Genomic DNA, 21710 nt, shown 5'->3' with positions numbered 1-21710 from the left:
GAATCCAAGTAAGGACCATTGAACCAAAATCGATTCATTCAACTTTCCTTTCAAACTCATATAAAAAAGGAGTAAGATGAATGTCAAAGCACTTAATGATTTGTGAAGCTTCATTTGATAGGATTTGATTTTCTTTATAAGGTAATATATTAAATGCACAAAAAAAGGGAGTCGATTGCTCAACTCCCTTTTTGAAATTCAAATTAACTTTTCATTATCAAGCAGGCTTCTTCGCCGTTTCAGTAGACTCGCTTTCAATCTCACGCTTCATTAAGTCCACCACAATTGGAGTAGCGATGTAGATGGAAGAATAAGTACCAACCAATACACCTATAAGCAATGCGAAAGAAAATCCTCTCAGTACCTCTCCACCAAAGATCAACAACACCAAGACCACTATCAAAGTAGTGAAGGATGTAATCAAGGTTCTAGCCATTGTTTGGTTGATTGCATCGTTGAACATTTTCACTAGCTTAGAAGTACCTCTATTTTCAATATTTTCTCTGATTCTATCAAACACAATCACGGTATCATTGATAGAGTAACCAACCACAGTCAAGACTGCGGCAATGAATACCTGATCGATTTCAAATGTAGCACCCAAAGCACTCGCAATAGCAAAAGCTGCGATCACAAAGAAAACGTCATGCACCAATGCAATGATGGAACCAAGTGAGAACTGCCACTTGCGGAATCTCAATAGAATGTACAAGAAGATAGCGACTAAGGCAAAGAACATCGCCTCTGCTGATGAAGTCTTGATATCGTCTGCCACAGTCGCACCAACTTTAGATGTACCAGTGATGGCAAACTGTCCTTCTTTCATATTCTCAGCATCCCTCGTAAATTCTAAGCCAGTTACTGATGCAATTCCTTCTTTTACCTTTTGTTCAACCTCTGCATTAGAAGTATCATCGTCTTCAGTAATTAAGTAGGATGTTGTCACTTTAAGGACATTATTTGCACCGAAAGTTTTAACTTCTACAGATCCGTCAAACTCACCATCAAGTCCTACTTTCAAGTCCGAAGTAGCTATTGGCTGAGTGAACTGTACGATATAAGATCTACCACCGGTAAAGTCCACTCCGAATTTAAGACCATTGATTGCAGCAACTCCAAGACCGATTATAATGATACCAGTTGAGAATAAATAAGCTACTTTTCTCTTGCTCAAGAAGTCTATATTCAATTCGCTCAATACATTTTTTGCAAGTGGAGAAGAGAATGAAATGCTCGCCTTATCACCTTTTTTCTTGCTCATCCAGTACACTATCACTCTGGTAATGAATACCGCTGAGAAGAAAGATGAAGCAATACCAATCATCAATACGATTGCAAAACCTTTTACTGGTCCCTGACCTAATGCATAAAGAATGGCACCTGTCAAGAATGTGGTCACATTGGAGTCAAGGATAGCAGAGAATGCTTTTCCATAACCTTCATTGATAGCAGCAAGTAATCCAGAACCATTTCTGAGTTCCTCTTTGATCCTTTCAAAAATCAAGACGTTGGCATCGATAGACATACCAATGGTCAAGACGATACCAGCGATACCAGGCAAGGTCAATGCAGCACCCAGCTGAGCCAAGATTCCCAAGATAAAGAAGATGTTGAACACCAATGCAGCGATTGCTACAAATCCACCTTTGGAATAATATGCTACCATGAACAATACTACCAATACCAAACCTGCGATCATGGAAATCACACCTTGATTGCTCGCTTCTTTACCTAATGTAGGACCAACAAACGCCTCTTCTACGATTTTGGTTGGAGCTGGAAGGCTACCTGATTTCAGGATGTTTGCCAAATCTTTAGCTTCTTCTAAAGAGAAGTTACCTGTGATTTCAGACTGACCAGAAGGAATTTCACCTTGTACGGTAGGAGCAGTATACACATAGTCATCAAGTACCACAGCGATTCGCTTACCAATATTTTCACCAGTTACTTTTCTCCATTTTCTGGCACCGTCTGCATTCATCTGCATGCTCACAGCAGGTCTTGATGTTTGATCCAAAGTCTGTCTTGCATCAGTCACTACATCACCTTCTAATAATGCTTGGTCTGAGTTTCTGGTCAATTTAATACCATAAAGCTCAAGCAATTCCATATTGTCGACTTTTTGTGGTTTCACTGACCACAAAAACTTCACATCTCTTGGAAGTAAAGACCTAATATCTTCTCTTGCAAAAATCCTGTTGATGGTAACAGTATCTCTGATTTCATATACCAAACCGTAGTTAGCTTTGGTCAATGCGAAAATTGGGGATACTTCAGAGGAGAAGTCATCACCTTCGCCATCCGCTAACTGTCTCTCAAGGTCTGTTGACTCTTCTTCTTCTTCCGTGGTATCTGCATCTGCAGGAGTGGTTTCACCTTTTTTAGCCTTAGCTTCTGATACTAGAAGTGCATTTATAGCTTCTAACTCACCTAAGTAATCATTGACCTCTGCTACTTCCCAGAATTGTAGCTTAGCTACACCTTGCAGAAGGTTTCTAACACGCTCCTGATTATCTACACCAGGAACTTCGATCTGAATTCTTCCAGAACCTTGGATTCTTTGAATATTAGGCTGAGATGTACCAAATCTATCCACCCTTGTTCTTAAGATATTGAAAGAACGTTCGATGGCGTTCTCGATTTCAGTATCGATAATACCAAGAATATCCGCATCTGATGACTCCAGAGAGATTCTTCCTCTGTTGGCTGCTGTTGCAAAAATGGTATTTAAGTTTTTACCACCTGCTTTTGACTGCCAAGCAGCGTAGAATAAGTCTACGAATTTTTGGTTTGAAGTCTTTGCAGCTTGAGTGGCATCTTCCAACGCAGCATTGAACATAGGGTCTTTGCTATTGCCAGATAGCCCTTTGACAATTTCTATTGGAGACACCTCCAAAGTCACGTGCATACCTCCTTGTAAATCAAGACCAAGACCCAGTTCAGTTTCTTTGATTTCTTTGTAGGTAAACTTAGCACCCAAAAAGTTGTATACTGGCTCTCTGTAAATAGAGTCCAAATATGCTTGCTTCTTACCGAAGTCTACATTGCCTACTTCGTCAGTGGCATATTCAACAGCCTTCTGCTGAATGTTGTTTGATACAAATGTGAATGACAGATAGTACAGACATAGCGCTGTAACAATCACCGTCAAAAACACAATAACACCTTGGTTACGCATAGTAATTGTATATTATAAATTGATTTTTTGAAATGGATAAATGATAAAGCCAATGCAGATTGGCATTTGATTCAATGTACTAATGGAGAAGATTGTCGGTTAGGGAGCGTTGGTCGAAATGATTCTTTCAAAAAGTATTTCCCTAAATTCAAGGTTGCTTAAGAGTTGAAAACTGCTCTTGAATGTTGTGATTCTTTCAAAATCGAATATTTCATAGATGATGTAAAAAGTGGATTGCGCTACAGTAGTAATAAATGGAACCACTGCGTCTACTGCTACATCTAAGAAAGTTTGGTTTTGGTTAGTTCCTTCCTTATCTGTCTGAGCTTCTTTATTGGTAGTTTGATCAAGTTCAGGTTGAGGGAAATATTCTACACCAGACACGAGCATACAAAAAAACATCACCATCACTAGTGTGATGCGTTGTTTGATGATGTTATATCGTCCTTCGTGTTTTCTCATGGCTGGCAAATATAGAAATATTTGTAGATTTCCCCTACTTCAATAGGGAAAATTGAAAATGAAAGTAAGCTAAGCTGCTGTGTGCGATTAGATTCTGGCTCTCAAATACGTTTTGATCACATCTAAAGCTTTGTCAAAATTGCGATTATTAGGCACAATCAGATCTGCGTCGTGTTTGAATGGTTCTATATACTTTTCATAAGTAGGCATCACATGACTTTCATAGCGATAAAGTACATCGTCGAGGTCATAGCCTCTTTCCACTTTATCCCTGACGATTCTTCTTTTCAGTTTGATGTATTCCTTGGCATCAATGAAAATCTTCAAATCTAGCAAATTAGCCAGTTCAGGATAATACAAAACAAAAATACCTTCTACCACGACAACTGGAGAAGGAGCAAATTCTAAGATTTTTGGTTTTTTATTGGGATTATTGAAGGTGTATTCTTGTCGATAGACCGTTTCTCCAGCTTGAAGTTTTTGGATGTCTAAGGCGTATTGTTCGAAATCAATGGAGTTAGGTGTGTCAAAATTATGAACGCCTTTATCATCTATCGGCTGCAAGTGTCTGGGCTTGTAGTAGTTGTCCTGAGAAATTAGACAAACTTGATGTGGTTCAAAAGAATGGAGGAGTTTATCTAGAAACAAAGTTTTTCCAGAAGCACTTCCACCGGTAATTCCAATGATAAATGGCTTGCTCATGGGGGACAAAATTAGTGATTTATTCCAAAAAACTGGACAAGAGCTCTTACAGCTTTGCCGCGATGACTGATTTTGTTTTTCTCCTCCATACTGAGTTCAGCAAAAGTTTGATGATAACCTTCTGGTCTGAAAATAGGATCATATCCAAATCCTCCTGTTCCAGTTTTTGCTTCTAGAATCTCTCCTTTGGCCACTCCTTCGAAGCTATGCTCCTGGCCTTCTAGGATGAGCGCAATGACCGTTCTAAACCTCGCTTTTCTATTTTTCTTACCTTCAAGCTTATTCAAAAGTAAATCTATATTTCTCTCGTCGCTTCTTGGTTCTCCTGCAAACCTACCTGAGTAGACTCCTGGTGCGCCTTCCAAAGCCTCCACTTCCAGACCAGTATCATCAGCAAAACAGTCAACGCCATAATTATCTTTTACATAACGTGCTTTCTGAAATGCATTGTGATCTAGGGTGTCCCCAGTTTCTGGGAGCTCTTCTTTACAGCCGATTTCTTCCAATGATACTATCGTAAAATCCTTCCCAAGAGCAGCTTTTACCTCTTCGATTTTCTTTTTGTTGTTCGTCGCAAAGCAAATTTTCATACGACAAAAGTAAGGGATTTTATTGAGGGTTGGAAAACTGAAAAATTGAGGATTGGAAGTTTTGTTGGAGAGGTTAAAGTTATAAAGTTAACGCTTGGCGAGAGACATGATGTAACAATCCCTAATTCCCTCAAAACTTATATTGATTGAACCCTGATTCTAAATTACTTGCAAAGTTAGTGGGCTTGTAATTTTCGAGAAAAAAATTCCCGGTCAACAAAATCTCTAAACTCCTAATCTCTTACTAATCAACCCAATTTGCTTAACTTTTTAACTTCCCCAACCTTACAACCTTCCAACTCCTTTTTCCTAACTTTGGACAAAATAAAAATAGAATGAAGAAGATAACAGTTTATTGTGGATCTAATAAAGGGAAGAATCCTATCTATGCTTCAGCAGCCCAAGATTTGGCTACCGAAATGATACGAAGGGATATGGCTTTGGTTTATGGTGCAGGAAATGTAGGGTTGATGGGAGTGATTGCGGACAGCATGCTTTCAGCTGGTAAAGAAGTCTATGGAATCATACCACAGAAGCTAGTCGATATAGAAGTGGCGCACCAAGGTTGTACAGAACTGACGGTAGTAGAGACCATGCGAGACAGGAAATGGCTGATGGCTGAGCGTGGTGATGGATTTATCGCTATGCCAGGTGGGATTGGGACTTTCGAAGAGCTTTTTGAGATCATGACCTTGAATCAACTTGGTTACATTCAAAAGCCATTAGCGCTCTATAATGTGAATGGATATTATGACAAGTTAATAGACTTTTTGCAGCATAGCGCTGAGCAAGGGTTTCTTCATCAAGCTCAACTAAATCTTTTGATTATAGCTAGTGATCCTATAGTCTTACTTGATAAAATGTCAGTTTTTAAACCCAAGCATATCGATAAGTGGGAAGTCAAATAGGTTATAAAGCTCGCATCCCAAATACTTTCAAAAATGCTTATCCTGAAGCTTCCATTCAGGTTATTTACCATGATAACTTCGAGGAGTTTATTCTCTAATCGCATAATTTATATAAAATTGGCGATCGTAATCGCTGAATTTATATAAATTTTGCGATTATAATGTCTTTTCTAGAATCTGCATTAACCTTTCCAAGTATTCTTGGTCTATTTCATCAAAATCAGCCAGTTGGTCGGAGTCTACGTCTAGCACGCCGGCCACTTTTCCATTTTTTGAAAAAGGAACGACAATTTCTGATTTAGAAGCTGAGCTACAAGCAATATGCCCAGGGAAGGCGTCTACGTCTGGGACAAGTTGAGTTTTATTCTCTTTCCAAGCTGTTCCACAAACCCCTTTTCCTAGATTAATTCTCGTACATGCGATTGGGCCTTGAAATGGTCCAAGTACCAATTGATCACCTTTTACCAAATAGAATCCGACCCAAAAAAAGCCGAAAGATTCTCTCAAAACGGCTGAGATATTGGCCAAGTTGGCGGTCAAATCAGATTCGTCTGTGATAAGCGCCTCTATCTGAGGTAGGATTGCTTCGTATTTACTTGCTTTGTCGGCGTCTGTTGGAATATATAGTGATTCTGCCATTGTATTGTTAGTCTTTTTGCCAAAACTCAAGTTTGTCACCTAAGATATCGATCTCTTCTTGAAGTCTTCCCTTGAATTTAGGTGCTGATATGCCTGTTCCGAAATTAGTTTGCCCAGTAAACACCCTTGCTTCGTCCCAAAGTTCAGCGTTGATGATTTTATTGAGTAAAAAAGTGCCTCCTTCTACGATGACACTTTGAATTTTTAATTCGTAGAGTTTTTCGAATACCTGCTGTATTTCAAAGTCTGGATTTAGTTTGATAAATTCCAGATTATCGTATTTTTCTTCCTTGATGATATTGAAGCAAATGGTCTTTTGGCTCCTATCGAAGAGCGATAGGCTTGGATCAAGCTGAAGCATTCTATCTATGACTATGCGGATAGGATTTTTTCCAGACCATTCCCTCGTATTGAGTTTGGGATTGTCATAGCGAGCGGTATTGGTTCCGACCATGATCCCGTCTTCTTCTGTTCGCCAACGATGGACAAGCTGTCTGCTATAGGAGTTACTGATCCACTTTGAATCAAAATTATCCCTGGCAACAAAGCCATCCCTTGTCTGTGCCCACTTGAGGATCACATAAGGCCTTTTTTTCTCGATAAACGTAAAAAACCTGCAATTCTGTTTTCTAATTTCGCTTTCCAGAATACCATTAATCACCTCAATCCCAGCTTTTCTTAAAATGGATATTCCTTTCCCACCTACCAAGGGATTGGTGTCTACCGCGCCGATGACTACCTTTTTGATATTTTTATCAACCAAAAGGTTGGCACATGGAGGTGTTTTTCCGAAATGTGCGCATGGCTCTAAGGTAACATAAACGGTACTCTCTTTTAGCAGCGATTGATCCACTACGCGAGTAATAGCGTTAGGCTCGGCATGTGGACCACCATAATATTCATGGTAACCTTCTCCGATAATTTCATCATTATTTACGATCACGCAACCCACCATAGGATTGGGGCTGACCTTGCCTCTCCCCAATTCGGCAAGCTCCATGGCTCTCTGCATATAAAGATGATGATGATCCATTATCAAGGTTCTTGTCTTGGGCGAAGGGTGATATTTCCTAGTTGAGTTCTTTGTTGACTTTGTACGATTACAGTTCGGATCGTGTCGGGAAGGTATTCAGTATTTTTTGGGATAATAAAAATCGTATAGGTGCCCTCCAAACCTCTAAAAACGAATTCTCCGTTGGCTCTCACATTCACCCCAGTTGTAATCGTATCATTTTGTTGGATAGCATAGAGAAATGCGCGTTCGGTACCAGGTCTTAGGCTTCCTGAGATTTCACCAGTTGCAGCTTTGGAGAATCCTCTAAGGCTTGGACGAAATGTAAAATCTCTAGGGCCATTTTGAATTAAGGATTTGAGCAAGTCAAAGTCAATATAAATATCATGGGATATGCCGGGTCTCAAAGAGAAATCGACATTGATATTGAGTCCTGATTCATTTGGAGTACTTAGATTGAGGTTTGTTCTGACATCATTTTTGATGACATAGTTGTCATTGCCTAGACTCAACCTCATTTTAGACAACCTTCCAGAAGGTACGATACCCCTGCCTATAAGTAGTTCTTGATTTCCTACTAATTGTGCTATGTCTACCATCTTGATTCCTGATTCATATTCCAAAAATTTGGAAAATGGACTCGTAGAACCTGCTTCGCTTTCGACCTCTACATCTACTCCTAAAAGTTCCACCCAAAGCGCATCTACATCTGCAGGTGCATCCACCAAGAAGATATTAATTAATGAATTGCTCCGCTCTTCCTCAGTAGCACAAGAAAAGAGAGAACTTACGAAAAGAGTTATGATGAAGTATTTTTTCACAGTCCAAAATTATAAAAAGATAAATGAATCAAGAATCTTAATTTAGGTGAAGGTAAAAAAATAACCCGAAGCCTTAGGCCTCGGGTTCGAAAAAATCAGGGAGTTTTTTAGTCATCACCGTCTCCATCACCGTCTCCATCGCCATCACCGTCTCCATCATCTTCAGGAACTAATTCTAATTCAATAGTGCCTACATTGGTAACTTGACCAAGTGTAGTCTCTACATCTTCTACCAATAATTCTTGGTATTCTTCATTTGGCGTTACAAAAAGGCTGTAATTTCCAGCTCTTAGACCCCGGATCATAAATGAACCATTGTCAGAAGTAAAGGTAGAAACTGTATCTTCTCCTATGATAGCTGCTACATTAACAGGTCCAGCCTCAAGTGGCAATACAGCACCTTCAATCGTCGCGGATTCCTCAGCAATAGCCCTCAAAACAGGTTTTAATATATATTGTCCCGAATTACCTGCTTTTACAACTGACCTTCCTGCATCAAAATCAATGACTAAGTCGTAAGAAATACCTGCCTGTAGTGGCTTATCAACTTTAATTTTTAGACCGCTTTGTTGAGCACTTGGTGTTTTGAGTTCGATTTGATTATCACCTTGTATTAAATAATTATTGTCTCCAAGGAGTAATCTAATCTGTGAAATCTCACCAGCTGGCACTTCCACTTCACCTAGGTTAGCAGAATTACCTCCAGTAAGCTCCAAAAGGTTGATCATGTTGTCTTCAGAAGCTTCATTGGCAAGGTTGATCCATGCCGAACCATTATCTTCATTTTCACCTTTAGGGAGAATTTCTACCCCAAGTACCTCTACCCACACTGCATCATAATCTGCAGGGGCATCTACTAGAAATACATTGACTCTTGCCATTCCTTCTGAGATACTGGCATTGTCGTCTTCCATGCTACAAGAGAATGCAAATATTGCTAGAATCGCTAGCCATAGAGCATTAAGAGTTTTAAGTTTAGTTTTCATGATATTTGTTGGTTAATTATTTTCTTTCGCAAATTTTTCAATGATTATGCCAAAATGGATTCATTTGGTGGATTTTAACAGAAAGCAAGGGTTGAATTACCTGATTTTGTTGAATTGATTGTATTTTTGACCATGATGCAATGGGAAAAACTACTAACCTCCGGGAGATTTGATCCGAAAATATCTGGACAGCAGACTGATAATCAATTCAGGAGTGAGTCTGAAAGGGATTATGATAGAATTATTTTTTCAGCTCCATTTCGGAATCTTCAAGATAAAACACAAGTATTCCCTTTGCCTGAGCATGATTTTGTTCATACGAGATTGACGCATAGTTTAGAGGTATCTTCTGTAGGAAGGACGCTGGGTAAGTCAGCGGGAGACTTTCTTATTAAAAAATATGCGCACCTAGGAGAAAAAGGTATTACAGCTTCTGAAATTGGAGCCATTGTAGCTGCCGCTGCACTGACACATGATATTGGTAATCCACCTTTTGGACATGCTGGAGAGACGGCTATTTCAGATTTTTTTAGGTTCCACGAGTATGGACAAGTGTGGCAGAAACATATCACTCCAGAGCAATGGGAAGACCTCTGCAATTTTGAGGGAAATGCCCAAGGATTCAGGATGCTTGTAGCTCAGAACAATGGATTGAAGTTGTCCTATGCTACTTTAGCGGCTTTCACAAAATATCCGAGACCTGCTTACATTTTTGAAAAAGAGCCTGGCAGGAGAAGTCAAAAGAAGTTCGGGTACTATTCAGATCAATCTAAAGATTACAAGCAGCTAGCCATGATTCTTGGAATTGAAAAGGCGACAAATGGCTGCTGGTTGAGGCATCCTTTGGCTTTTTTAGTAGAAGCTGCAGATGATATTTGTTATAGTATTATTGATTTGGAGGATGGCTGTACTTTAGGTCTGGTAAACATTGAAGAGACGATTATACTTTTTGGAGCAATTTTAAAAGATAGATTGGATAGAGAAAAGCTAGATTCCTATCCTACACAAGCACAAAAGCTCGCGATCCTCCGTGCTATGGCGATTAATCAATTGATACAAGAGACTGTGGAAGCTTTTGAGCTACATGAAGAAGCTATGTTAAGTGGGGATTTTGATCAAGCTTTGACAGAAGTGATTCCTTCAGCTGATGCACTTGAGAATATTTCCAAGATTTCTGTCAAAAAGATCTATCGTTCCAAACCTGTACTTGAAAAAGAAGCAGCGGGCTACCAGGTTTTGGAAGGGCTACTGGAGGTATTTTCTCGTGCTCTCAATCACAAATATTATCAGACAGACCTATATTCAGGTAAGGATAAAAGTATTCTGAGATTGCTGCCTGAAGATTTTCCATTGGCTGGTCTAGACGCTAGTGTCAATCCATATCCTATGTTGAGGGTTTTGATGGATTTCATCTCTGGCATGACGGACAAATATGCTTTGAGTCTCTACAGAAGAGTGAAAGGAATTGCATTGCCTGGGGCTTGATGCTTTCTGATCTATAGTTCCAGCATAATTCTCTTTTACTTTACTTCCTCTTGGACTTCCTTGTTTCTGCAATCAATTCAAATATTAAAAACTTTTCATTCTTGAAAAGCGTTTGCATGATTTTTTAAGATATTTTATTTGTTTTTGAAAAACTCCTCCATCCAAGCTAAACTTAAATTTGGCCATTGAGCCACATTACCATGCATATCGGGATTACCCATACCATAGCCATGCCCGCCTTTTTCAAATAGAAGAAGCTCTACTTTGATGCCTTCAGCTGCTAGGGCTTTTGCATAGATTATCGAATTCTCAACCACCACTGACTTATCATCCCAACTATGAACCATAAATGCAGGTGGAGTACTTGGCTTTACCTGTTTTTCATTGGAATGGAAGATTTCCCATTCACTATTTAATTTGCTTCCAAGTAATAATTTCCGAGAACCTTGGTGAGCTAATCCATTTTCCATAGTGATGACTGGATAAATCAGAATGCTAAAGTTTGGCTGGGTTCCTTCTTCTTTGCTTCCATGAACTGCTAGCGATGAAGCCAAATGGCCCCCAGCAGAAAATCCTAGCGCTCCAATTTTTTCTGGGTCAATTTTCCAACTTTTTGCATTTTTTCGCATCACTTGGATAGCCTGTTTGGCATCAATTAAGGGCACAATCCATGGTTCATCCATGTATGCAGGATCTGGCAATCGGTATTTCAAAACCGCTACTACATAGCCATGGCTGCTGTAGAATTCCCCAATTTGATTCCCTTCATGATTGAATGCCAAATTTGAATATCCACCACCCGGCATTACCAAAAGTGCTCTTCCATTTGCTTTATTTTCAAGAGGAAAATGAACTATAATTTCCGGATGAGCTACTGTCTGTACGTTATTTCGCGCATTATAAATATCAACATCTATTTGTTTGATAGTCATAGGGGCTTGTTCTTCCCAAAGTCTAAGTGTTTCGATTTTTTGAGCAAAAGCTGAAGAGCAGAATGCTAAACCTATTAAAATGATTAATTTTTTCATTGATATGACTTTTGAAAATAAGTTGATTTTTAGGGTTGATTCAACTTTTTGATCATACCCCAAACTGTTTCAGATGATGATCTAAATGCTTCCAGACAAACCTACCCCAATAATAATGATTCAGCGAACCAAAGACAGGATGGCCGCCTTGAAGCTTTTTGTTTAAATTCTTGAATTTTTCTACAAGTTCAAAGTACTTCGTTTTTTCAGTATCAAATGCAACTTGATCGATCTGGCCTTTGACATCAAATCTTTTTGCGGCTCTAGCTCCCTTTGGAAAGTCCTTTTTGATGTGAAAAAATGTAAGCTTCAATATGCGCTGCTTGAAAGTTGGTTTTTTTGAGGACTTAGGGGCATTCAAGATAGCCTCGTTGGCAAGGTTACAATGATGTAGCATTTCAGTGGCATTCATACTTCCCCAATAGGGGATTTGATCCGGGCTCAGCCTCTGAACCCGACGGATCAATGCATCTACTGCACCATATTTGTAGATTGATTTTGCCATATTTTTTTCCTTTGATTTATCTAAATATAAGCTATTTGGACAAGAATAGGTGATCAAGTATTGACTTATAGATAGGAAATTCGAATTCTACAATAAATTATCTCTATTCCTGCAAAATCTCTTAACTTTGCGCCTGAATTATAAAACGGAATGAATCGATCTCTTGTACTTGATGCATTACTTTCCTTAGTGGAAAGTTTCTGTTTTAATAGGGGTTTATGAATATTCCCCAAATCAATTAAGATCAAATTTGTGGTGTACAGTACCACGTCAAACCCATAGGAATACGGTGAAAAAATATCAGGAGTTCAAACAAGTAGATTACCCACAAATAGGGGAGAGTGTACTTCAGTACTGGAAAGAGAATCAAATATTCAATAAATCTGTAGCTAATAGAGAGGGTGCAGAAACCTTTACTTTTTTTGAAGGACCACCTTCAGCCAATGGCACACCTGGCATCCACCACGTGATGGCGCGGACGCTCAAAGATATTTTCTGTAGATACAAAACGCTCAAAGGCTTTCAGGTAAAAAGAAAAGGTGGTTGGGATACCCATGGTCTTCCTGTTGAACTTCAGGTGGAAAAGGAACTTGGAATTACCAAAGAGGATATCGGAAAGAAAATCACCGTAGAGGAATATAATCGCAAATGCCGTGAAACGGTCATGCGATTCAAGGATGAATGGGATGATTTGACAGAAAAAATCGGCTATTGGGTTGATTTAGATGATCCTTATATCACTTTCGATGCGAAATATATAGAGACACTTTGGCATTTGTTGAAGAGACTCTATGACAAAGATTTACTGTATAAAGGGTATACAATTCAGCCCTACTCTCCTGCTGCGGGTACAGGTCTGAGTTCCCACGAACTCAATCAACCGGGCTGCTACAGAGATGTGAAGGACACTTCCATCACAGCACAGTTTAAGCTTAAAGGAGAAGAGAATACATACATTTTGGCATGGACCACCACTCCTTGGACCCTGCCTTCTAACTCCGCTTTGGCAATTGGAGAAAAATTGGATTACGTGAAAGTGAGGACTTTCAATCCCTATACTTTTGAGCCACAACAAGTGATTTTGGCGAAAGCTAGAATTGGTTCTTACTTCAATGCAAAAGCACAAGATTTAGCTATAGCTGATTATACAGCAGGGGATAAATTGATTCCTTACGAAGTTGTCGAGGAGATGAAAGGAGCGGATTTGCTTGGATTGGAATATGAACAGCTCTTCCCAATAGCTGATTTGAGTCTTCCAAATCCTGCTTTTACTGTCATTTCTGGGGATTATGTGACCACTGAAGATGGCACAGGAATCGTCCATCTTGCAAAAGCTTTCGGCGCAGACGATTTTAGAACTTTGGTTCAGAATAATATCCCTGGAGTATTTGTGCAGGACGAAAAAGGGAATGAAATCCCTGTGGTAGATAAGCAAGGTAAATTCTTGCCGGTGGTAGGAAAATACCTAACAGCCAAAATGAAAGAGCATGGAATCACAGCTCATAAAGAGTTTGGTGAAGATGATTTCTTTGTAAAAAATTACACCAATGATGATGAGGAGAGCAAGGATTACAAAAACACGGATATCATCATCACCATTATTTTAAAGAATGAAAATAAGGCCTTCAAGGTCGAAAAATACGAACATAGCTATCCACATTGCTGGAGAACTGACAAGCCTATCCTCTATTATCCATTAGAAAGCTGGTTTATCAAAACTACCGCTTACAAGGATAGAATGGTAGAATTGAACAAAACGATCAACTGGAAGCCTGAGGCAACTGGAATCGGTCGTTTTGGAAATTGGTTAGAGAATTTGGTGGATTGGAACTTGAGTAGATCGCGTTTCTGGGGTACTCCACTTCCAATTTGGAGAACAAAAGATGGGTCTGAAGAAATCTGTATCGGATCTATTGATGAGTTGAAATCAGAAATCAAGAAATCTATTGAAGCTGGATTGATGGAAACTTCTCCAATCAATGAAGAAGAAATTGATTTGCACAGACCTTATGTAGATGATGTGGTTTTGGTTTCTCCAAAAGGTGAAGCCATGTATCGTGAGCCAGATTTGATTGATGTTTGGTTTGATTCGGGAGCGATGCCTTATGCACAATGGCACTATCCATTCGAGAACGAAGAAATTTTCAATGCGAATTATCCTGCTGATTACATTGCTGAAGGAGTAGATCAGACTAGAGGTTGGTTCTTCACATTGCATGCATTGGCTGTGATGTTATTTGATTCAGTTTCTTTCAAAAATGTCATAGCCAACGGTTTGGTTTTGGACAAAAACGGCAACAAAATGTCCAAGAGATTGGGCAATGCTGTAGATCCATTCAAGACTTTGAAAGAATATGGACCAGATGCTTTGCGTTGGTACATGTTGAGCAATGCCAACCCTTGGGACAATTTGAAATTCAATTTGGAAGGGGTAGCAGAAGTGCAGAGAAGATTCTTTGGGACATTGCAAAATACTTACAACTTCTTTGCCCTATATGCAAATTTAGATGCTTTCGCTTACAACAAGGAGCAGAGTATCAACATCTCAGAAAGGGCAGAGCTTGACCAATGGATCATTTCTAAGCTTCAATCTTTGATCGTAGAGGTAGAGACTTCTATGGACAATTACGATGCCACCAAGGCAACTCGTGCTATCATGAATTTCACAGTGGATCATTTGTCAAACTGGTATGTGAGGTTAGCTAGAAAAAGGTTCTGGAGAGGAGAAATGAATCCAGATAAGCAGGCTGCGTATGAGACGCTGTATGAATGCTTGATGACCTTATCACAGCTAATGTCTTCATTTGCTCCGTTTTATGCTGATTGGATGTACAAGAACCTGACAGCCTCTAATGCAACAGCTGCTGAATCAATTCACTTGACAGACTGGGTTCATGCTGACCACAATTTGATCAATATAGATTTGGAAGAAAGTATGGATATGGCACAGCGTATTTCTTCCTTGGTACATTCACTTAGAAAAAACCCAAAGATTGGCATCAAAGTAAGACAACCCCTGCAGCGAATACTCGTTCCCGTATTGAATGAAAAAGCACGCGCTCAGATTCAGCATGTGGAAGATCTTATTAAGTCAGAAGTAAATATTAAATCAATAGAGTATATAGATGATGCTTCTGACGTCTTGGTGAAAAGTGTCAAGCCTAATCTTCCCCTCTTAGGTAAAAAACTAGGTCCAAAAATGCGATTTGTGGTAGCTGCAATCAATTCTTGGGGTAAGGAGCAGATTTCAGAAATAGAGCGCAACGGTAAAATCAATGTTGATTTAGATGGTGAGAATTTAGAGTTATTGCTTGAGGAAGTTTTGATCAGTTCACAAGATATCCCAGGATGGTCTGTGGCTACAGATCAAGGTCTCACAGTTGCTTTGGACGTGACATTGACTGAAGAGTTGAGGCAGGAAGGGATTGCAAGGGATTTGGTAAATAGAATACAAAATCTCCGAAAAGACATGGGGCTAGAAGTTCAGGATAAAATCCAGATTGAAATAGCCAGGTATGATGAATTGACAAGTGCCGCTTTCGAGAATTTTGGTACATATATCAAGACAGAAACGCAAGCCACATCCTTGACTGTAAGAGGATCATTAGATGATGCTAAAGTATTGGATATGGATGATTTTGAATTGTCTGTAAAAGTAACCAAAGTATAGACCTGATAAAAAATAACAGCCACAGATGGGAAGATTAGTAAAAATTCCTTAAATCTGTGGCTTTAATATGACTCAATGAAATATCTAAAATATTTTGGAATAGCCCTAGCGGTAATCATTCTGGATCAAATCGTCAAAATGCTCGTCCATTATCAAATGGATTTTGGCACCCCTGGTCAGATCAAGATCTTCGGAGATTGGTTCAAATTACACTATACCACTAATCCAGGGATGGCTTTTGGGATGCAATTGGGATCGGAGTATGGAAAGCTAATTTTGACTTCTTTTAGACTAGTGGCGATGTTTGGTATTGGTTATTACCTCTATTACATCATTCAGAAAAAAATGCACGTGGGATACATCATCTGTATTTCAATGATTTTGGGTGGTGCAATAGGGAATTTAATTGATTCTGTTTTTTATGGAGTATGGCTCAACAATGCGCCTTACAATGCCCCTACTCCTTGGCTTCATGGTCAAGTTGTAGATATGTTTTACATTGATATTTGGGAAGGCTATATTCCTGATTGGGTTCCACTTTGGGGAGGAAGCTATACTGCACTATGGCCAATTTTCAACATAGCAGATGCATCGATTTTTGTAGGTGTAGCTATTATTTTGATCTTCCAAGGGAGGTTCTTCAAAGAAGATAAAGCAGAGGAAGAAGATGAAATTCAAAAACAGTTTCTACAAGAAGGTGAGTGATATTTAGATAAATTTCTAAGAAAGAAAAAATAATCGCTTAATTCGTTCCATGGATTTTGAATGGCTACTTGAAAGTATTTTAGCTGGAATTGCAGAACTCTCTTTATTGGAAGTTGTTGCTGTATTTTTTGGAATAGCTAGTGTGATTTATTCTATCAAGAAAAACATACTTGTTTTTCCTACTGGAATTATCAGTACGATCATTTATATCTATATCTGCCTGAAATATAAGCTTTATGCTGACATGGGGATCAATGTTTATTACACGGCCATGTCTATTTACGGCTGGTATCTTTGGAGTAGACCTGCTGCAAGCAATGGAGAATTACCTGTCACTTGGCTGAGTAGTTCTGGAATTATTAAGTCCATTGCCCTATTACTTTCTTCTTACTTGGCGCTTTACTTTACCTTATCCAACTTTACAGATTCTGATGTACCTTATTGGGATTCTTTTACCACAGCTTCTGCGTTTGTTGGGATGTGGTTGATGGCGAAAAAGAAGGTGGAGAATTGGATTGCTTGGATCATAACAGACTTGGTCTCTGTGCCTTTATACTGGTACAAAGGTTTGCCACTTACGTCGTTTCAGTTCTTATTTTTCACTGTACTTGCGACAGTCGGTTTGTTTTCTTGGATAAAATCAGCGAAGAAATCTACTGCTTATGTCAATTAAAAGGATCGTAGTCATTGGGCCTGAATCTACAGGAAAAAGCACACTTTCACAGGCATTGGCGGCAGCTTTTGACGAGCCATGGGTTATGGAATTTGCAAGAGTTTATATAGAGCGTCTGGAAAGGCCTTATCAATATGAAGACCTATTGGAAATAGCCAAGGGGCAGTTGAGGGAAGAGGATGCTAAAAGTAAGCGAGCTAAGAAAATGCTTTTTATAGATACAGACTTACATGTACTCAAGGTTTGGAGCGAGCATAAGTATGGAAAAACAGACCCATGGATCATAGGCCAGATAGCTCAAAGAAAATATGACCTCTATTTGTTGACGGATGTAGACCTACCTTGGGAAGAGGACTCGCAAAGAGAGCATCCTCAACCGGAAATGCGCGCGTATTTATTTGAACAATACCATCAATTGATCAAGGATTCTGGAGTTCCGTATGCCATAATTAAGGGGAAGTATGACGAAAGATTTGTGAATGCTTTGCGAAAAGTGAGGGAAATGTTAGCTTAAGACTAAAATCTTGTAGACTTGTTAAATTACCTTAAATCAATGCTTTATTCTAGTTGAATATTAAAAAAACCTTTGAAGTCCGATATTTTGCTGTAACTTTATTGCAAGAAGAGAAATAAAATCACCCAGCGTTTTAATTTTTTTTCGAGTTCATTACCAAATTAATCAAATTACATGCGTCCCCCTCGATTTAGTGCCGCATCCTCCTTCCATTCAGATTTGAAGTTGAGGATCAAAAATTACTTCACAGAGAAAAATCTCAACCCAACAGGAAATTTCACTCTTTATTCAAAAGCCATCATATTAGTTGCTGCTTATATCGCAACCTATGTGATATTGGTATTCTTCACCCCCCATTGGTCTTTAGCAATCTTGGGTGCAATCCTTCTTGGAGGCTTAGCAGCTACGATTGGTTTCAATGTCATGCATGATGGAGCTCATGGAAGCTTCAGCAAGAAAAAGTGGGTCAATGAATTAGCAGGTGTCTCCATCAACTTCCTTGGGGCCAATGTATTCATGTGGAAAACCAAACATAATGTAGTACATCACTCTTTTACTAATATTGATGAGGTAGATGACGATATGAATGCCAGACCTTTCTTGAGACTTTGTCCAAATCAGCGATTTTACAAAATCCATAAGTATCAGCATAAATACTTCTTATTTGTGTACTCTTTGCTTTATTTATATTGGGTATTTGTGACTGATTATAAAAAATATGCAACCAAGAAAGTGGGGATTATCCCCATCCAAAAGATGAATGCAATTGATCATATTTCATTTTGGGGTTTTAAGGCGATCCATATTTTACTTTTTGTAGTAGTTCCTATCATGATGGTAGGTTGGTTGCCTTGGTTGATAGGTTTTGTGATTTATGGCTTGGCAACAGGGGTTATTCTCAGTGTAGTATTCCAACTGGCACATGCTGTAGAAGAGGCTGCTTTTCCTCTGCCCAATACTGACACCAATCAACTAGAAGACGACTGGGCTATTCATCAACTCAAAACCACTTCAAACTTTGCCACACATAATAAAGTTCTATCCTGGTTTGTTGGAGGATTAAATTTTCAAGTGGAACATCATTTATTTCCTAATGTATCCCATATTCATTATCCGGCGATTAGTAAAATCATTCGTGAAACTTGTCAAGAATATGGAATCCCCTACTTAGAGCATCCGAAATTTAGATTGGCTTTTGCTTCTCATGTCAATCATTTGAGAGGCCTTGGAAGACCTTAAAAAATTGTTCATAATTTTATATTATCAGAAATAAGAGGCTGTTGCATCGTGCATCAGCCTCTTATTTTTAAAACGGGAGTTTCCCGAGATCAACATTTCCTCCACTGAGAATGATTCCCACTTTTTGACCTTGGAATCGGTTTTTATTTTTGAGTAAGGCTGCTAAGGGTACAGCACAACTAGGCTCAATCACGATTTTCATTCTTTCATAGATCAAGCGCATCGCAGCAATGATTTCTTCATCATTGACCGTAAGAATATCATCGACGTATTCCATAATGATCTGGAAATTCAGTAAGCCTAAGGATGTGAGTAAGCCATCTGCGATGGTATTTGGCTTTTCCATAGGAATCAGTTTTTTGGCTTGGAATGAGCGATAAGCATCATCTGCACCCTCTGGTTCTCCTGCGATGATTTTTACTTGAGGTGAGATATACTTACTTGTCAAGGCAGTGCCTCCTAGTAAACCCCCACCCCCCACTGGCGCCATTATGGTATCAAATTCAATTCCTGAATTCCACATTTCTAAAGCGCAAGTAGCTTGCCCTTCTACCACATCAAAAAAATCATAAGGTGGAATGAAAGTAGCGCCTGTTCTGTCTACTACTTCTTGCAGGGTTGTTTCTCTAGCCTTTAAATTGGGCTCGCATTCTATGATTTCACCTCCATATGATTTGACAGCCTTCTTTTTGATCTCTGGCGCAGAAGAAGGCATGACAATGTAAGATTTAATTCCTGCTACAGTTGCTGCTCTGGCTAGTGCTGCGGCATGATTGCCAGAAGAGTGTGTAGCGACACCGTTTCTCTTTTGTTCTTCAGTGAGTTTGGCCACAGCATTGGCTGCGCCACGGGCTTTGAAGGCTCCGACTTTCTGGAAGTTTTCACACTTAAAAAAGATCTCACAACCTGCCATTTCGTTGATAGCAGCTGATTTCATGATTGGGGTATGGTGTATAAAAGGCTGAATGCGTGCATGCGCATTCTTGATTTCTTCTAAAGTAGGAAAAGGAAGCATGATCTATGTTTATTATGAACTTTCAATTTATGAACTTTTGAATGAGTTAGGAATTGATTTACCATGAAATTACATGATTGGAGAAGTATCTCCATTAAGGTTTAATAATTTCAAAGACCCTCTTATATTTGATTTTGATATGGATTTAAAAAAATTGTTACTCACAGAGGATATTTTTCCTTTGATGGGGATTAAGCTTGACGAAAGCAATACATTGAGAATGGATTTTTCTCCATCTAACCTAGCATTGGAGACTGTTGATATCAGTAATACAGATGATTTCAACACCTATGTGTTCGATATGCTTAAGTTGAAAGATAAAGCTTATGGTATTGGAGGTTATTTTGAACATAGGGCGATTTACAGCAGAAGTGCTGTTTTTGAAACAGGCCTTGAAGATTTTAGAGACATTCATTTGGGAGTGGATATTTGGGCGAAAGCTGGCCATGCAGTTCATGCGCCAATAGAAGGTATAGTGCATAGTTTTCAAGACAATGCTGGTTTTGGTAATTATGGACCGACTATTATTTTAGAACATCATTTTGGAGGTCAGACACTTTATAGTTTATATGGTCATCTGGCGCTCAAGGATTTGGAGGCTTTGGAGGTAGGTCAGCAGATCAAAAAAGGGGAGTTGTTTTGTCATCTTGGCCCCTATCCTGAAAACGGAGATTGGCCTCCCCATCTTCATTTTCAATTGATGTGGGAAATGCTTGGTAATTCTGGAGATTTTCCTGGTGTATGTTCACATAGAGATAGAGAGAAGTTTCAGCAAATCTGCCCTGACCCTCACATTATTATCGGTTTTTGAGATTAGCTCGTGTGATCAAGCGGATACCTTCCAAGGTCAAATAGCGATCTACTTCGTCAAAGGTATTTTGGAGATTTGACAGAATACTTGAAAGTCCGCCTGTGGCTATGATTTTCATTGGTAGCTGGATTTCGGCTTGGATGGTCTCTAGCATGCCATTGACCAAACCTGTGTAACCATGTAGTATTCCAGCTTGAATCGACTCTATAGTATTTTTTCCGATTGCTGATTTGGGAAATTTAAGATCAACTTCTGGTAGCTTGGAGGTATGAGCAAACAATGCCCTCACAGCAGTCTTCAACCCTGGAACAATATTGACTCCGAGTACTTTCCCCTGGTCATCTACCACTGTAAAAGTCAAGGCTGTTCCAAAATCCACGATTATGGTTGCTTGAGAAAACCTTTCAAAAGCAGCGGTGACATTGCACATCAAATCGGTACCGATTCCATTGGGCTTTGTAGTGGATACTTCCAATGCTTGGTAGCTCTTACCATTGATGAAGTAACAGGATTTCCCTAAAAATTCCTTGCAAAACTGTGCCAATATGGGGTTTAGCTCCGGGACTACTGAACTAATTCCTACTTGAGAGACCATTTCTATTTTGAGGTCATTCTCAAGAAAAAATAGATGGAGGTCTTTTTCTAATTTTAAGAGGGAGAGATTTTCTTTTGTAGAAATCCTGAATTCATGCTTCCATTTCTCTTGCTCATCATCAAAAAAGCCAATGGTGATGTTGGTGTTACCTGCGTCAATAGATAGAAACATA

Annotated in this window: 20 protein-coding genes; 8 read left to right on the top strand and 12 right to left on the bottom strand. The window is 39.2% G+C overall.

What is annotated here, in order from left to right:
* Positions 1-217: 217 nt before the first annotated feature.
* From secDF to CHB66_RS03875, 4 genes are all read right to left on the bottom strand, one after another.
* Entirely contained in the window at positions 218-3178 is a 2961-nt protein-coding gene (secDF, locus tag CHB66_RS03890; protein ID WP_089238198.1) for a protein translocase subunit SecDF, read from the bottom strand.
* Positions 3179-3277: 99 nt separating this feature from the next.
* Entirely contained in the window at positions 3278-3640 is a 363-nt protein-coding gene (locus tag CHB66_RS03885) for a hypothetical protein (protein WP_089238196.1), read from the bottom strand.
* Positions 3641-3727: 87 nt separating this feature from the next.
* Complete coding sequence (gene udk, locus CHB66_RS03880) at positions 3728-4342, bottom strand: uridine kinase (protein WP_089238194.1); 615 nt, start codon at positions 4340-4342, stop codon at positions 3728-3730.
* A gap of 11 nt (positions 4343-4353) precedes the next feature.
* Entirely contained in the window at positions 4354-4932 is a 579-nt protein-coding gene (locus CHB66_RS03875) for a non-canonical purine NTP diphosphatase (RefSeq protein WP_089238193.1), read from the bottom strand.
* A 335-nt stretch (positions 4933-5267) separates the two neighbouring features.
* On the opposite strand from CHB66_RS03875, the gene CHB66_RS03870 reads away from it, so the two are divergent.
* The gene (locus tag CHB66_RS03870) at positions 5268-5840 is read left to right on the top strand and encodes an LOG family protein (protein ID WP_089238192.1); all 573 of its coding nucleotides are present in this window, start codon (positions 5268-5270) and stop codon (positions 5838-5840) included.
* A 156-nt stretch (positions 5841-5996) separates the two neighbouring features.
* Here CHB66_RS03870 and CHB66_RS03865 read toward each other — a convergent pair whose 3' ends face one another.
* The 4 genes from CHB66_RS03865 to CHB66_RS03850 form a co-directional block, all read right to left on the bottom strand.
* On the bottom strand, positions 5997-6479 hold the full coding sequence (locus tag CHB66_RS03865) for a GAF domain-containing protein (RefSeq protein ID WP_089238191.1): 483 nt from the start codon (positions 6477-6479) through the stop codon (positions 5997-5999).
* 7 nt (positions 6480-6486) lie between these two features.
* Positions 6487-7512: a bifunctional diaminohydroxyphosphoribosylaminopyrimidine deaminase/5-amino-6-(5-phosphoribosylamino)uracil reductase RibD gene (gene ribD, locus CHB66_RS03860; protein ID WP_089238190.1), complete on the bottom strand. Its 1026-nt coding sequence runs from the start codon at positions 7510-7512 to the stop codon at positions 6487-6489.
* A 2-nt stretch (positions 7513-7514) separates the two neighbouring features.
* Positions 7515-8312: a DUF4382 domain-containing protein gene (locus CHB66_RS03855; RefSeq protein ID WP_089238189.1), complete on the bottom strand. Its 798-nt coding sequence runs from the start codon at positions 8310-8312 to the stop codon at positions 7515-7517.
* Between the two features lie 107 nt (positions 8313-8419).
* Positions 8420-9298, bottom strand: coding sequence for a DUF4382 domain-containing protein (locus tag CHB66_RS03850; RefSeq protein ID WP_089238188.1), 879 nt, complete (start codon positions 9296-9298; stop codon positions 8420-8422).
* Positions 9299-9430: 132 nt separating this feature from the next.
* Between CHB66_RS03850 and dgt the strand changes: the two genes are divergently transcribed.
* Positions 9431-10783, top strand: coding sequence for a dGTP triphosphohydrolase (gene dgt, locus CHB66_RS03845; RefSeq protein WP_089238187.1), 1353 nt, complete (start codon positions 9431-9433; stop codon positions 10781-10783).
* A gap of 134 nt (positions 10784-10917) precedes the next feature.
* Here the strand turns inward: dgt and CHB66_RS03840 are convergent, their stop codons facing one another.
* Both CHB66_RS03840 and CHB66_RS03835 read right to left on the bottom strand, forming a co-directional pair.
* On the bottom strand, positions 10918-11811 hold the full coding sequence (locus tag CHB66_RS03840) for an alpha/beta hydrolase (protein WP_141107365.1): 894 nt from the start codon (positions 11809-11811) through the stop codon (positions 10918-10920).
* Between the two features lie 52 nt (positions 11812-11863).
* Positions 11864-12316, bottom strand: a complete 453-nt coding sequence (locus tag CHB66_RS03835) for a DUF1569 domain-containing protein (RefSeq protein WP_089238184.1) — start codon at positions 12314-12316, stop codon at positions 11864-11866.
* Positions 12317-12605: 289 nt separating this feature from the next.
* Here CHB66_RS03835 and ileS point away from each other — a divergent pair, with 289 nt between their 5' ends.
* The 5 genes from ileS to CHB66_RS03810 all read left to right on the top strand — a co-directional run bounded on the left by ileS (position 12606) and on the right by CHB66_RS03810 (position 19117).
* On the top strand, positions 12606-15986 hold the full coding sequence (ileS, locus tag CHB66_RS03830) for an isoleucine--tRNA ligase (RefSeq protein WP_089238182.1): 3381 nt from the start codon (positions 12606-12608) through the stop codon (positions 15984-15986).
* A gap of 75 nt (positions 15987-16061) precedes the next feature.
* Complete coding sequence (locus CHB66_RS03825; protein ID WP_089238180.1) at positions 16062-16691, top strand: lipoprotein signal peptidase; 630 nt, start codon at positions 16062-16064, stop codon at positions 16689-16691.
* Between the two features lie 49 nt (positions 16692-16740).
* Entirely contained in the window at positions 16741-17364 is a 624-nt protein-coding gene (pnuC, locus tag CHB66_RS03820; RefSeq protein WP_089238178.1) for a nicotinamide riboside transporter PnuC, read from the top strand.
* Positions 17354-17878, top strand: coding sequence for an AAA family ATPase (locus CHB66_RS03815; RefSeq protein ID WP_089238176.1), 525 nt, complete (start codon positions 17354-17356; stop codon positions 17876-17878). The genes pnuC and CHB66_RS03815 overlap by 11 nt, the downstream gene beginning before the upstream one ends.
* Before the next feature lie 174 nt (positions 17879-18052).
* The gene (locus tag CHB66_RS03810) at positions 18053-19117 is read left to right on the top strand and encodes a fatty acid desaturase family protein (protein WP_089238174.1); all 1065 of its coding nucleotides are present in this window, start codon (positions 18053-18055) and stop codon (positions 19115-19117) included.
* Positions 19118-19184: 67 nt separating this feature from the next.
* Here the strand turns inward: CHB66_RS03810 and CHB66_RS03805 are convergent, their stop codons facing one another.
* The gene (locus tag CHB66_RS03805) at positions 19185-20132 is read right to left on the bottom strand and encodes a pyridoxal-phosphate dependent enzyme (RefSeq protein WP_089238172.1); all 948 of its coding nucleotides are present in this window, start codon (positions 20130-20132) and stop codon (positions 19185-19187) included.
* A gap of 73 nt (positions 20133-20205) precedes the next feature.
* Here CHB66_RS03805 and CHB66_RS03800 point away from each other — a divergent pair, with 73 nt between their 5' ends.
* On the top strand, positions 20206-20943 hold the full coding sequence (locus CHB66_RS03800) for a peptidoglycan DD-metalloendopeptidase family protein (protein WP_317045577.1): 738 nt from the start codon (positions 20206-20208) through the stop codon (positions 20941-20943).
* On the opposite strand, the gene CHB66_RS03795 is transcribed toward CHB66_RS03800, so the two are convergent.
* Positions 20930-21709 (bottom strand): type III pantothenate kinase, encoded by a 780-nt coding sequence (locus CHB66_RS03795; RefSeq protein WP_089238170.1) that lies wholly within the window; start codon positions 21707-21709, stop codon positions 20930-20932. The two genes, CHB66_RS03800 and CHB66_RS03795, sit on opposite strands and share 14 nt — an antisense overlap.
* Position 21710: the final 1 nt, after the last annotated feature.

It is taken from the genome of Belliella buryatensis, assembly GCF_900188245.1.
GTDB lineage: Bacteria > Bacteroidota > Bacteroidia > Cytophagales > Cyclobacteriaceae > Belliella > Belliella buryatensis.
This window is presented reverse-complemented; position numbering and strand designations above follow the sequence as displayed.

Bases quoted from the DNA above. Each gene is read 5' to 3' on its own strand.
- secDF (WP_089238198.1), bottom strand. From the start codon at position 3,178: ATGCGTAACCAAGGTGTTATTGTGTTTTTGACGGTGATTGTTACAGCG.
- CHB66_RS03885 (WP_089238196.1), bottom strand. From the start codon at position 3,640: ATGAGAAAACACGAAGGACGATATAACATCATCAAACAACGCATCACA.
- udk (WP_089238194.1), bottom strand. From the start codon at position 4,342: ATGAGCAAGCCATTTATCATTGGAATTACCGGTGGAAGTGCTTCTGGA.
- CHB66_RS03875 (WP_089238193.1), bottom strand. From the start codon at position 4,932: ATGAAAATTTGCTTTGCGACGAACAACAAAAAGAAAATCGAAGAGGTA.
- CHB66_RS03870 (WP_089238192.1), top strand. From the start codon at position 5,268: ATGAAGAAGATAACAGTTTATTGTGGATCTAATAAAGGGAAGAATCCT.
- CHB66_RS03865 (WP_089238191.1), bottom strand. From the start codon at position 6,479: ATGGCAGAATCACTATATATTCCAACAGACGCCGACAAAGCAAGTAAA.
- ribD (WP_089238190.1), bottom strand. From the start codon at position 7,512: ATGGATCATCATCATCTTTATATGCAGAGAGCCATGGAGCTTGCCGAA.
- CHB66_RS03850 (WP_089238188.1), bottom strand. From the start codon at position 9,298: ATGAAAACTAAACTTAAAACTCTTAATGCTCTATGGCTAGCGATTCTA.
- dgt (WP_089238187.1), top strand. From the start codon at position 9,431: ATGATGCAATGGGAAAAACTACTAACCTCCGGGAGATTTGATCCGAAA.
- CHB66_RS03840 (WP_141107365.1), bottom strand. From the start codon at position 11,811: ATGAAAAAATTAATCATTTTAATAGGTTTAGCATTCTGCTCTTCAGCT.
- CHB66_RS03835 (WP_089238184.1), bottom strand. From the start codon at position 12,316: ATGGCAAAATCAATCTACAAATATGGTGCAGTAGATGCATTGATCCGT.
- CHB66_RS03825 (WP_089238180.1), top strand. From the start codon at position 16,062: ATGAAATATCTAAAATATTTTGGAATAGCCCTAGCGGTAATCATTCTG.
- pnuC (WP_089238178.1), top strand. From the start codon at position 16,741: ATGGATTTTGAATGGCTACTTGAAAGTATTTTAGCTGGAATTGCAGAA.
- CHB66_RS03815 (WP_089238176.1), top strand. From the start codon at position 17,354: ATGTCAATTAAAAGGATCGTAGTCATTGGGCCTGAATCTACAGGAAAA.
- CHB66_RS03810 (WP_089238174.1), top strand. From the start codon at position 18,053: ATGCGTCCCCCTCGATTTAGTGCCGCATCCTCCTTCCATTCAGATTTG.
- CHB66_RS03805 (WP_089238172.1), bottom strand. From the start codon at position 20,132: ATGCTTCCTTTTCCTACTTTAGAAGAAATCAAGAATGCGCATGCACGC.
- CHB66_RS03800 (WP_317045577.1), top strand. From the start codon at position 20,206: ATGATTGGAGAAGTATCTCCATTAAGGTTTAATAATTTCAAAGACCCT.
- CHB66_RS03795 (WP_089238170.1), bottom strand. From the start codon at position 21,709: ATGTTTCTATCTATTGACGCAGGTAACACCAACATCACCATTGGCTTT.